Source organism: Gaetbulibacter jejuensis, assembly GCF_039524015.1.
Taxonomy (GTDB): Bacteria; Bacteroidota; Bacteroidia; order Flavobacteriales; family Flavobacteriaceae; genus Gaetbulibacter_B; species Gaetbulibacter_B jejuensis.
This window is the reverse complement of sequence record NZ_BAAAGF010000003.1, coordinates 23418-35807: the sequence shown is the minus strand read 5'-3', so window position 1 is coordinate 35807 and position 12390 is coordinate 23418. Positions and strand designations below refer to the sequence as shown.

General features: G+C 32.1%; 10 protein-coding genes. 2 read left to right on the top strand and 8 right to left on the bottom strand.

The window, feature by feature from the left end; translation table 11 throughout:
* Positions 1-6 precede the first annotated feature (6 nt).
* A complete protein-coding gene (locus ABD011_RS09800; RefSeq protein ID WP_343797873.1) occupies positions 7-387 on the top strand; it encodes a RidA family protein in 381 nt (126 codons plus the stop codon).
* Between the two features lie 60 nt (positions 388-447).
* On the opposite strand, the gene ABD011_RS09795 is transcribed toward ABD011_RS09800, so the two are convergent.
* The 3 genes from ABD011_RS09795 to ABD011_RS09785 form a co-directional block, all read right to left on the bottom strand.
* Positions 448-1290, bottom strand: a complete 843-nt coding sequence (locus ABD011_RS09795) for a bifunctional helix-turn-helix domain-containing protein/methylated-DNA--[protein]-cysteine S-methyltransferase (RefSeq protein ID WP_343797871.1) — start codon at positions 1288-1290, stop codon at positions 448-450.
* A gap of 2 nt (positions 1291-1292) precedes the next feature.
* The gene (locus tag ABD011_RS09790) at positions 1293-2714 is read right to left on the bottom strand and encodes a pyridoxal phosphate-dependent decarboxylase family protein (RefSeq protein ID WP_343797869.1); all 1422 of its coding nucleotides are present in this window, start codon (positions 2712-2714) and stop codon (positions 1293-1295) included.
* A 214-nt stretch (positions 2715-2928) separates the two neighbouring features.
* Positions 2929-3261, bottom strand: a complete 333-nt coding sequence (locus ABD011_RS09785; protein WP_131506625.1) for a hypothetical protein — start codon at positions 3259-3261, stop codon at positions 2929-2931.
* 150 nt (positions 3262-3411) lie between these two features.
* Between ABD011_RS09785 and guaC the strand changes: the two genes are divergently transcribed.
* Positions 3412-4452, top strand: coding sequence for a GMP reductase (gene guaC / locus ABD011_RS09780; protein WP_343797867.1), 1041 nt, complete (start codon positions 3412-3414; stop codon positions 4450-4452).
* Positions 4453-4482: 30 nt separating this feature from the next.
* Here the strand turns inward: guaC and ABD011_RS09775 are convergent, their stop codons facing one another.
* From ABD011_RS09775 to ABD011_RS09755, 5 genes are all read right to left on the bottom strand, one after another.
* Positions 4483-4845, bottom strand: a complete 363-nt coding sequence (locus ABD011_RS09775; RefSeq protein WP_131506624.1) for a methylglyoxal synthase — start codon at positions 4843-4845, stop codon at positions 4483-4485.
* A 12-nt stretch (positions 4846-4857) separates the two neighbouring features.
* Positions 4858-5718 (bottom strand): N-acetylglucosamine kinase, encoded by an 861-nt coding sequence (locus ABD011_RS09770; protein ID WP_129760009.1) that lies wholly within the window; start codon positions 5716-5718, stop codon positions 4858-4860.
* A 59-nt stretch (positions 5719-5777) separates the two neighbouring features.
* Positions 5778-6779: a type I glyceraldehyde-3-phosphate dehydrogenase gene (gap, locus tag ABD011_RS09765; RefSeq protein WP_129760008.1), complete on the bottom strand. Its 1002-nt coding sequence runs from the start codon at positions 6777-6779 to the stop codon at positions 5778-5780.
* Between the two features lie 16 nt (positions 6780-6795).
* Positions 6796-7782: a 6-phosphofructokinase gene (gene pfkA, locus ABD011_RS09760; RefSeq protein WP_131506622.1), complete on the bottom strand. Its 987-nt coding sequence runs from the start codon at positions 7780-7782 to the stop codon at positions 6796-6798.
* Between the two features lie 140 nt (positions 7783-7922).
* Entirely contained in the window at positions 7923-12341 is a 4419-nt protein-coding gene (locus ABD011_RS09755) for a translocation/assembly module TamB domain-containing protein (RefSeq protein ID WP_343797862.1), read from the bottom strand.
* Positions 12342-12390: the final 49 nt, after the last annotated feature.

The window sequence follows — 12390 nt, the reverse complement described above, 5'->3', positions numbered from 1 at the left end:
TACGTTATGAAAACAATAATCAACACCACCAAAGCTCCTGCTCCTATTGGACCATACAACCAAGCTACACTTGTAGGAAACACTTTATATACTTCAGGGCAAATTGCATTGCATCCAGAAACTATGGAGTTGGTTTTAGATGACATTCAAACCGAAACCAAGCAAGTAATGGAAAACATGAAAGCGGTTTTGAAAGCTGCTGATATGACGTTTGAAAATGTAGTGAAAACCTCAATATTCATTAGTGATATGAATAACTTTTCAAAGATAAATGAGGTATACGGAACTTACTTTAATCCAGACACTGCTCCTGCAAGAGAAACTGTAGAAGTTGCCAATTTACCTAAGTTTGTAAATGTGGAAATTAGCATGATTGCAGTGAAATAACACGAGGTTCGTTTTATCACTTAAACCGCTATTACTTATACACATTCTTGTAAGGCGTTTTTAATCTAACTTTGATGCTTCCCATCCGATTATTGCCTTCTTTCTGATTGGATTCCAGCGATAACCGCCTGTTTTTCCAGAAGATTGAATTACTCTATGACAAGGAATTAAATAAGCAATAGGATTACTTCCAATTGCTGTTCCTACTGCTCTTGAAGCTTTTGGCTTTTCAATTTTTTTTGCAATTTCTCCATAGGTAGCCAATTTTCCTTTAGGAATAGTCAATAAAGCCTCCCAAACTTTTAATTGAAATTCAGTGCCTTTTAAATGTAGTTTTATTTCGTTTAGTTTATTCCAATCATTTAAGAAAATCATCATTATTTCTTGTTGAATTTTATCTACCTTTTGTTGGTAATATGCATTAGGGAAATTATTTATCAAAACCTGTAAAGCCTCTTCTTTATTATCTACAAAAGCAATGTGACATATTCCTTTTTTAGTAGAAGCAACTAAAATATCACCAAACTGAGTTTCTGCATAGCTATAGTTTATATTTAAACTCTTTCCTCCGTTTTTATATTCTCCTGGTGTCATTCCTTCTATATTTATAAATAAATCGTGTAAACGACTAGTACCTGAAAGTCCTGTGTCTAATGCAGTATCAAACAATGTGTTTTTATCTTTTTTCAGTTTGCTTTTTGCATAATTTACACTCAAAAATTGAATATATTTTTTGGGTGTAACACCAGCCCAATCTTTAAATAATCGTTGAAAATGAAAAGAACTCATATTTAAATGTTTAGCAATGTCATCTAGAGTAGGTTGCTCTTTAAAATGCTCATCTATAAATTGAATAGCTTCTGCTATTTTATCATAATGAAATGTATTTGTATTATCTGGCATAATTAATCCTGATATGCTTTTCTTTCCTTATTTAATTCTTCAATTAACTCGTCAATTTCTGTTTCTGTTGTATTGTAATTTGTAATACAAGCTCTAAATGTTGGAACGTTTTTTATTGGATAAACCGATATCCAAGAATTTCCTCTAGTCAATATATTATCTAAAATGGTTTTTGTGAAATTTAGATCCGATTCAAATTTTTGGTCTGTAAAGCAGATTACTGGTAATTCGGTACTGTTCTTAATAATCCAATTATTTTCTGTTAGTTTAGTTCTTAAATATTCTCCCATTTTAGCTTGATGATTGATTACTTTTTCATAACCATTCCAACCATAAAATAATAAAGAAAGATAGACCTTTAAACCAATAAATCGTCTTGACCACTGAATGGAATGTGAGAATGGTTCAACAATTTCTAATTCATTTGCCTCTTTAGGCATATATTCTGTAGTAATTCTAAATGTCTTGTTTAGAATTTCTTGATGAGAAGTCAAGAATACGCTTGTTCCCATAGGAACAGACATCCATTTATGTGCGTCAAAAGTTATAGAATCCGAAGCAGAAATACCTTTTAGTATATGTTTTAGATTTGAACTTAAAACAGCTCCTCCACCATAAGCGGCATCAATGTGAAACCAAATATTATGTGTTTTGCATATTTTTGAAATTTCTTCTAAGTCGTCTATTGTTCCTGTTCCTGTTGTTCCTGCTGTACCAATAACCATTAATGGGCTATGTGTTGAATTATTTAGGTTTTTGATTTCTTTTTCTAATAAATCAGTGTCTATTTTTAAATCTTTAGTCGTTGGAATTGTTTTTACAAATTCATATCCTAAGCCTACAATTTTCGCTGCTTTTTGCACAGAATGATGTGCTTCTTGAGAACAAAAAATAACAGGTTTTTTATCTAAACCAAACATTCCGTTTTTAGCGAAATCAGGATATTTATTATTTAATGCAGATAATACAGCAGTTAAATTTGCTTCAGCTCCGCCAGTTGTAAAAACTCCGTCTGATTTTTTTGAATTTAAGCCAAATTTTTCAATAAACTGATTAATTACGTGGGCTTCTACTTCAACGGCAAAAGGAGCGTGACTCCAAGCTGCTAATTGAGGATTATAAGAAGCGGTTATAAAATCTGCAATAATTCCTGCAAAATTTGCTCGAGGATTAAATAAACCAAAATATTTTGGATGTGGTGTGTGAACTGAATATTTTTCTAGTCCGTTTATTATGTGCTCTATAGCCTTGTTTGGTTCGGTTCCAGAAACTAAATTTTCAGATTCTATAATATTTCTAATTTCTTGTAAGTTAAGTTCTGGTGTAGTACTGTAATCTTTAGTATTGGTGTAAAAATGCTCTATTTTTTGTGAAACAGTATTTAGTATTTCTTTGCGTTGTTTTTCGTCAAAATCAAAATTCATTTTATGGGTCGTTTTATTTTTTGACAAAATTCTAAAATGTTTTTTTGCTATAAAACCCGATTCTTGCGGTTTTCTTCTAAATGACTTACAACAACTAGATATGAATTGTTTTAATAATTTATATCGACAGTTAAACGAAGTTAGTTTTTTTATTTTTTAAAATCCAACCTTAAAATTTCATGACATCAAACTTATATCAATAGCTGTTAATAAATCACTCATAACTCTTTATTTCTTCTTCTAATTCTTTTTTACGCTTTAGTAGTTTACGCATTCTTGTCCTATCTTGAACTTTCCATATGATGTAACTAATAAAACAAATTGAAGCAAATACAATTACAAAAAAGACTACTAAATCATAATACGACACATTTAATTCTGCATAAAGCGGTTTGTCTTTTCCATAATTTGGAGCTACAAAAGAGGCTAAAGTTCCAAAAACAATAAATCTGTTTAAATTTCTTTTAAAAAAATCAGCATCTCGCTTTATGCTATCAATCTTATTTTCGGTTGCCAAAAGTGCTTTTTCCTTATAATATTTAGTCATATTAAAAGCTAATCTATTTGTCGTTTACAATATTTAACAATGCCTAATATACATTTTATCGGTCTAACTTATTGTATAAATTGTTAATAAGTCAACCAAAAACATACACTTGAGTTTTGTATTTTTGATAGTAACCCAATTATATCCATTATGCGCATTGAATATGAAATAAAACTAGGTTTTAAAGATGTTATGATTCGACCAAAACGTTCTACACTAAAGAGTCGTTCACAGGTTAATTTAGAAAGAGAATTTACCTTTTTAAACAGTAAAGTCAACTGGAAAGGTATACCTATTATGGCTGCCAATATGGATACCGTTGGTACCTTTGATATGGCTTTGGCCTTGTCAAAATATAAACTGTTTACTGCAATACACAAGCACTACTCTATTACCGATTGGAACGTGTTTTCATCCAACGCACCAGAAGGTATTGAAGACTACTTAGCAATCAGCACAGGAACAGGACAACAAGATTCTGAAAAACTAGCTTCAATTTTAAATTTTAATCCGCAGTATAAATTCATTTGTATTGATGTAGCTAATGGTTATTCTGAACATTTTGTTGAGTTTGTAAAACGTACCAGAGACCAATATCCTGATAAAGTGATTATTGCTGGCAATGTGGTTACTGGTGAAATGGTTGAAGAACTGTTGCTCTCTGGAGCTGATGTTGTAAAAGTTGGTATTGGACCAGGAAGCGTTTGTACCACAAGAGTAAAAACAGGTGTTGGTTATCCACAGTTATCTGCAATTATTGAATGTGCTGATGCTGCTCATGGTTTAGGTGGACAAATTATTAGTGATGGTGGTTGTACCATTCCTGGTGATATAGCTAAAGCGTTTGGTGCTGCTGCAGATTTTGTGATGCTTGGAGGCATGCTTGCAGGACACAATGAAAGTGGTGGCGAACTTATAGAACGCAATGGTAAACCTTATAAACAGTTTTACGGAATGAGTTCTTCTACTGCTATGGAAAAACATGTTGGTGGTGTTGCCGAATACAGAGCTAGTGAAGGCAAAACTGTTGAAGTCCCTTATAGAGGGAATGTGGAAAACACGCTACAAGATATTTTAGGAGGTTTACGAAGCACTTGTACTTATGTTGGTGCTGAACGCTTAAAGGAACTTACTAAACGTACTACATTTATTAGAGTTGCCGAACAGGAAAATCAAGTCTATAATCCTTAATTTCTACACATAAAAAAGCACTTTATTAATTTAAAGTGCTTTCATTAAAAGTTCTGCTGTTGCTGGATTGGTAGCTAATGGTACATCATGCACATCGCATAAACGCATTAACATAAGCACATCAGGTTCGTGAGGATGTTTTTCAAGAGGATCTCTAAAAAACAATACCATATTACATTGTCCTTCTGCTACTCTAGCAGCAATTTGAGCATCTCCACCTAAAGGACCAGATAGCAGTCTTGTAACTTCAAAACCTGCTTTTTTCACTTTTTTTCCTGTGGTTCCTGTAGAGATTAAATTTATTTTCTTGCTTAATAATATGTCTTTATGCTGATTTAAAAACTGAACCATTTCAGCTTTCTTACCATCATGAGCAATTATTGCTATTTCCATTGTATTACTAAATTATGAAGCGTTTGTGTGGAAGTTTACTAAACCTTCAATAGGTCTTCTTTCAAAGTTTCCTACTTTAAAGTTTAACTCTTCAGCAACTTCTTTAATTTCATCTTGACAGAAAAATGCTATTGAACCTGCAAAATGTACAGGTGCAGTTTTCAACTCTTCTTTAAACTGAAGAATCATGTTTTTTGCAAATCTCCTAACACCTTTTTTTATTAGTTCTTTTATGTATTCAGAATCTTTATTAAGAATCATAAACTCAGCAAAATTAGCTAAGTATGCATTAGGGTTTGGTTGCTTATATAAATTGTATTTGATATAATCGGCTTCTAAATTATACTTATCTCCAAAAGCCACTTTTATTTGCTCTGGCATATGATTATAATAATAATCTCGTATTAATTCTTTACCATAATAATTACCAGAAGCATCATCCATTAAGGTGTAACCTAATGATTTAACACGTTGATGTAATTCTTTACCATCGTAATAACTACAATTAGAACCAGTACCCATAATGCAAACAACGGCAGCTTCATCTGGAGTATTAATAGTAGCTCTTACAGCAGCCATGGTGTCTTCTTTTACCTCTACATTTGCTTTTAAAAACAAAGAGCGTAATACTTGGGTAAGTAGTAATCTAGGGTTTTCTGTACCACAACCAGCTCCATAAAAATAAATGTCTGTTACTTGATCTTTAACAGTCATTAATTCTTCACTAGCTTTAATAATCTTAAAAAGCTTTTTTTCTTTTAATATTGCTGGGTTGAGCCCTTTGGTTCTTATCTTTTCTAGTAATTGGTTACCATTGTTATCTACTGCTATCCAATCACATTTGGTAGAACCACTATCAACAATTAATATCATAAATTTTATGTAAAAAAAATTCCGTAAAGCACTATAAACTCTACGGAATTAAATTATTATTATAACGAGTGTACTTTTTGAGCTAAGTCAACAAGTTTGTTGGAATACCCAAATTCGTTATCATACCATGATACAACTTTAAAGAATTTTGAATTTAATTCAATAGCTGCATCAGCATCAAATATACTTGTACGAGCATCACTTACAAAGTCTTGAGATACTACTAATTCATCAGTGTAACCCAACACACCTTTCATTTCTCCTTCAGACGCTTTTTTGAAAACAGCTTTAATTTCTTCTAAAGATGTTTCTTTTTGAGTACGAACAGTTAAGTCTACTACTGAAACATCTGCAGTAGGTACTCTAAATGCCATACCTGTAAGCTTTCCGTTTAGTTTAGGAATTACTTTACCAACAGCTTTAGCTGCTCCAGTAGATGCAGGAATAATGTTTAATAAAGCACTTCTTCCTCCTCTATAATCTTTACGTGAAGGTCCATCAACAGTTAATTGAGTTGCTGTTGTTGCATGAACAGTTGTCATTAAAGCTTCTTCAATACCAAAGTTATCGTCTAATACTTTAGCTAAAGGTGCTAAACAGTTTGTAGTACAAGATGCATTTGAAACAATCTTGTGGTCAGCAGTTAATTCGTTATCATTAACTCCCATTACAAACATTGGAGCGTCCTTACTTGGTGCAGAAATTACTACTTTTTTAGCTCCAGCTTCAATGTGATAGTTAGCTGTTTCTAAAGTTGTGAAAATACCTGTACACTCAGCAACGATATCTACTCCTGCTTCGTCCCATTTTAAGTTTTTAGGGTCTCTTTCAGCAGTAATTCTTACTGTTTTTCCATCTACAACTAAGTTTCCATCTTTAACTTCAATTGTACCATCAAATCTACCATGAACAGAGTCATACTCTAATAAGTATGCTAAGTGTTCTACGTCTAGTAAATCGTTGATTGCTACAACATCTACATCTGGTCTGTTAATAGTTGCTCTAAAAACTATTCTTCCTATTCTTCCGAATCCGTTGATTCCTAATTTTAAATTTGACATATTCTTATTTTAAGGTTTAAGTGGTCATGATATCTGACACACGTAGTAATTCTAAATTAATTTTTGATTGTCCTTTTATAGCTTGGTCTAATGGTGTAAGTGCCATTTTATCATTGAGTAAACCAACCATGTAGTTTGATTTTCCTTCTAAAAGGCTTTCTACAGCTTTTACTCCCATTCTACTTGCTAATACTCTATCAAAGCAAGAAGGTGAACCACCTCTTTGCATATGACCTAAAACAGATACACGTACTTCATATTCGGCTAAGTTTTCATCAACGTAGTCTTTAAGCTCAAATACGTTTTTACCTATTTTATCACCTTCGGCAACGACAACGATACTCGAAGATTTTCCTGAGCGCTTACTACGACGTAAAGACTCTAGTAAACGTTCTAATCCTAAATCTTCTTCAGGTATTAAAATTTCTTCTGCTCCTGCACCAACTCCAGCGTTTAGTGCTATATGTCCAACATCGCGTCCCATTACTTCAATAAAGAATAAACGGTTGTGTGAACTTGCAGTATCTCTAATTTTATCAATGACATCTACTACAGTGTTTAAAGCAGTGTCATAGCCTAAAGTGTGTGAAGTACCAAAGATATCGTTATCAATAGTTCCTGGAATTCCCATTACTGGAAAATCATATTCACTACTAAAAATCATTGCTCCTGTAAACGTTCCGTCACCTCCAACAGCAACTAGCGCATCAACATTAGCTTCTTTAAGTTTTTCGTAGGCTTTTTTACGACCTTCTACAGTTCGAAATTCGTTTGATCTTGCAGATTTTAATATGGTACCTCCTTTGTTAATAATGCCTTTTACACTACGAGCATCCATTTCTTTAAAATCGCCTTCAATCATACCTTGATATCCTCTATAAATTCCTACACAATTTATATTATGATATGCACAAGTTCTAACTACAGATCTAATTGCTGCATTCATTCCTGGAGAATCTCCACCTGATGTTAAAACAGCAATTTTTTTTATGTTTTTATTCATTAAATTCGACATTATAAAAAGTAAACTTAACAAAGATATAGCAATAAAAATAAGGTTTCTGCAAATTTTTATCGGTATGTTAAAATTCAAACGATTTCGTTAACAAAAAAATTAAAAATGTGAAAAAGTGAGTTGAAAAATCAGTCGTTATTTTGCGAATCTGACTTCAAATTGATGTAATCTGGGAAGTTGTCGTCTTTCTTTTTTGGGCCATTATCAGATGTCTTTTTTGCATTCTTTTTCTTTTTATTCTTTCCAGAAAAAATAATGTTGATTAACTCTTTAAATGTATCAAATTCGACATTGTAAGATAAACCTGCTCCTTGTGTGTATCCAATTTCTTCTCCAAAGTTTCTAATGCTGTTTTCTCTATTAAAAAACGTTGCCGAAAGCGTACCATCATCATTTAATAGTACTTCTATCTCAGCATCACCAGCAATTACTGTTTGGTTAACACCACCTATTGGCACACCAACCTTACCATTAAAGAATACTTTATCATTAATTTTAGTACTTAATGTAAAGCCTAATCTATCATCAGTTTGATAATCTGGAGTTTGCTCTCCAGGTTGAAGATTGACACCTATTTGTAGTTTGCCATCTTCGTCTTCAAACAAGCTATTAAATAAACTGTTTACTCTATCTGCAATGGTACCATAGGCTTGTTGACCTAAACTGATTTCACTAGCAAATGCACCAAAAGACAATAAGTTTAATGCTTGAAATTCTCTACTTTCTCTTGTTTCTAATCGATATTCTAACTCTGATTTAATTGTAGAGTCTACATTAGGGAAACTAAATGCAAAATTAGGTTCAGGTTGTTCCAATTGTCCTGTTAGGCTTATTTCGACATTTACATCAATACTTCTGTTAATTGGGTTGTCTAATAATACTGAAGGATTAGCAGATGTACTATAAATTGCTTTTAGGTCTATTTGTGCTTTCATTGGGTCGCCTTCCCAACGAATACTTCCGTTTGGTTCAACAACAAGTTCTTTTTGTATTAAACCACCATAAGCAAAATTGTAAACACCTTTGTTTACCACAAAGTCTCCCCACATATTAAATTTACCATTGGTGTTTATTTCAAAAAGTAAGTTTCCGTTTCCTGAACCCTGAATTGTACTACCAGAATTACGGTCTATAACAATTTCAATATCAGCATCAGGAGTTACAAAAAGGTCAAAATTAAGTTCCAGTCCTTTTATTTCGGTTTCAACATACTCCTCTCCTTTTCTGCGTGCTTCCTTTTCTTCAGGACTTAAAAAGTGAATGTATGAGTTGTCTCCATAAGTTTCCAAGTCGTTAAGTGGTACTTTAAAGACGGTTCCTTTTTCGGTACTTCCATCAAAGTCAATAACCAACTGGTCTGTTGGCCCAGAAATGCTTGCAACACCTCTTGCAAATGCTGTTCCATAGTAAAGTGCTTCTTCGTCATCATCAGTATTTAAAACTAAGAAACGATTGGTTTCTAAATCTAACCCTAGAGTCCAATCAGAAAAACTATTATGACCAATAAATCCATTAAGTGTTGCTTTAGAGAAATATTCAGAATCTGTTAAAACCACATCATTGAATATAAATTTTTGCTCTTTGAGCTCCACTTCAGAATCAAAATCAAAACTGTAATCTACATTTAAATAAGGAATACTCAATCCTGCATTATCTAATAATAAACGTCCATTTATATCAGGATTTTTGAGATTACCAGTTACAGTTGCTCGTCCTGTTGCCAAACCACGAATATTAGTAATAACACCTTCTCCTAAAGGATCTAGTGGATTAAGTAAAAACTCATCAAAACTTAAGTTTAAGTCTATATATGATGAGTCGCCAACATCAATATTACCATTAGCCACAAAGGATTTTACATTATCATTAATAAGTTTAACATCAACCTTATAATTGGTTAGAGATTGATTTCCTGTAATATTAGCACTTAAAGACCCTAAATCATAATCATTTGCCTTAAGGTTAGTGATATCGAGGTTTGATGTTGGTAAGTAGACACCATCTTCTTGTAGAATATTTACCTTTCCATTTACTAAACCTTCAAGGTTTAAACTATCAATTCTTGGTGTTATTTTTAAAAGGTCAACATCAGTAAATCCTAGGTTTATATTTTTGTAGGTAGAATCTCTAACCACACCTGATAGTTCAATTTGCTCATTGTAATTATTCATTACAAGCTTTTCAATATCAAACTCTTTAAAATCTCTATCAAAAACTATTTTATGCAGATTATCTTTTTCGTCATTAATATTCCAAGTATTGCCTTTAAAAACGACATCAGATTTTCTAAATCCTATAACCGATTTGTTATTCTCATCAACAGTGTAATACATATTAAGGTCAAACTCATCTGTATTATCCTTACCTCCTTTAAATTCAGATTTTACAAAAAGCGTATCACGTTGTGTAACGTTAATTAAACTGAATTTAGACACATTATAATACTTTGTGTTGAGTGAATCGATTTCTACATAAGTATTAAATAAAGGGTTACTGTTATCGATACTTAACGAAATGTCGTTAGCAAAATAATCGAACAAACGTATTTGAGGCGACTTGAATGTTAGCTTAAAGCCTTTTTCATCACTCTCTACTCTACCTTTTACAAAAGTGTTTTTACCAAGTTCTAAATCGTGATAAAAGGCTTCAACTACTTTATTGTAGATTTTAAAATTAAAGTCCATATACTGGTTACCTTCAATTTTATTAGGAACGTAGTTGGTATAAATACTTCCCACTGAATTTTCAACCAACTTACCAATATCCTTAAACTTGAAATCGCCACTGATAGTACCTTCAATAATATCAGGAGAATTTATAGCTATTGTTCGTTTTTTATTTTGAAATGTAGATGAGATGTCAAAATCTTCAAAATAGTATTCGTCATTTTGATTGATGTAGGTGGTGTTTTTAAAATTTAAACTACCATAAGCATCATCAATCCCTGAACCTTTCATTGACATTTCAACATTTCCTTTAAATACTGAAATACTGTCGGACTTAATAAAGTTTAATGCATTAAGGTTTGCATACTCAACATTAGCCTTAAAATCTAAAGCTTTAATCTCATTAGATAAATCGGCTAAACCATCAAACGTGAATTTGAAATTTTTGTCGGTTGACTTTAAAAGACCATTATAAATATTATTACCCAACTCTCCTGAAACGGTTATGTGTTGGTAATTGTAGTCGTTAAAATCCAATTCGTAAATCTGACCTTCAATGTTGGTATATAAGTTTTTTAATGTAAACCCTTTTCCGTCCACATCAAGGTTAAATGAGGTGGTTTTTATTTCAGGATTATCTAGCAATTTTCCTAAATCAAAATCATTAAACACCACATTACCTTTATAACTGGCGTTGTCAATATCATTAACACGAGTCATTTCTAGATTGGAACTTATTTCACCCAAATCTGTATAAATATCTAAATCGGCATCAATAGTTGTAGATGTTATGTGAGATGTACCATTGATATTAAAATCTCCAAGCTTAGAAAATATTGAAGGAATAGACTCACCTAGTATATTTGGTAATAATGCTCTTAAATCGTAGTAATTTGATGAAAGGTTATCAAACTTTCCGTCCATTGAAAAGTTATCATCTTCGCTATTAAACAAGTTTTTAAAATTGATGTTTCCGTAAATTCTAGTACGCGAACTTGTATTAAGCTTTAGCTCTTCAGCATAAAGATCATTAAGTGTTCCTGACAAATCAACGGTAAAGTTTGCTTTTTGAGAAACACCAAACTCGTTATAAAATGTATTAAGGTCATTTAAAAACAGCTCTGAATCTTCAAAATTTGCAGTGACATTCACCTTATCGGTAAACTCTTGTAAATCTTCACGCTTATAATCAAATCGCACATTTCCTTTAAGATTTGAGTTTTCAGTTTTTATACTCAAATCGTTAAACGACATATGGTCTAATGTGTACTCAAAATTTGTAACCATATTTTGAATTGACAATCCTCTACTATCTCTAAACGACAAAGTATTGATTCGAGCACTTACATCACTTGCATCAATTAAAAAGTCAGTTGCATTGATGTTAAGGTTATCAAATTCAAGTATTTTTTGGTTTTCCTTGTTTTCATCTAGCATTCTAAACGTACTATTATAAATAGACACGTCACTGGATGAAAGTAAAAATCCACTTTTTTCATTACTAGGGTTTTCTTCATCAAACCTTGCAACAAACACATCTAAATTAGTTTGGTCTTCGCCTTTGTAAGTTTTTATATTGAAGGTAAGGTCAATAATATCAATATCTCCAAAGGCAAGTTTGCCATTGTAAAGATTTCTAAAATTAATGATTGATGTATTTAATTCGGCAATATTAATGAGCGTATCTTTTTTGTAGTCTTCAACATAAATATGCTTTAACTCTACATCTCCATTAAACTGTAATCCTACTTTGTCAATATTAATATTTGTACCAAACTCTTCGTTAACCAGTTTTGTTGCATGTTTACCTAAACGTGTTTGTACAGCAGGAATAGAAAGTACCAACACCAAAATGATGAACAATAGCAAAAGAATTGCCAAGAGCTTTGATACTATTTTTAAAAATTTTTTGATACGTTTTAAAGTTATA

Coding starts and splice junctions, on each gene's coding strand:
- ABD011_RS09800 (WP_343797873.1), top strand. CDS start 7: ATGAAAACAATAATCAACACCACCAAAGCTCCTGCTCCTATTGGACCA.
- ABD011_RS09795 (WP_343797871.1), bottom strand. CDS start 1,290: ATGCCAGATAATACAAATACATTTCATTATGATAAAATAGCAGAAGCT.
- ABD011_RS09790 (WP_343797869.1), bottom strand. CDS start 2,714: ATGAATTTTGATTTTGACGAAAAACAACGCAAAGAAATACTAAATACT.
- ABD011_RS09785 (WP_131506625.1), bottom strand. CDS start 3,261: ATGACTAAATATTATAAGGAAAAAGCACTTTTGGCAACCGAAAATAAG.
- guaC (WP_343797867.1), top strand. CDS start 3,412: ATGCGCATTGAATATGAAATAAAACTAGGTTTTAAAGATGTTATGATT.
- ABD011_RS09775 (WP_131506624.1), bottom strand. CDS start 4,845: ATGGAAATAGCAATAATTGCTCATGATGGTAAGAAAGCTGAAATGGTT.
- ABD011_RS09770 (WP_129760009.1), bottom strand. CDS start 5,718: ATGATATTAATTGTTGATAGTGGTTCTACCAAATGTGATTGGATAGCA.
- gap (WP_129760008.1), bottom strand. CDS start 6,779: ATGTCAAATTTAAAATTAGGAATCAACGGATTCGGAAGAATAGGAAGA.
- pfkA (WP_131506622.1), bottom strand. CDS start 7,782: ATGAATAAAAACATAAAAAAAATTGCTGTTTTAACATCAGGTGGAGAT.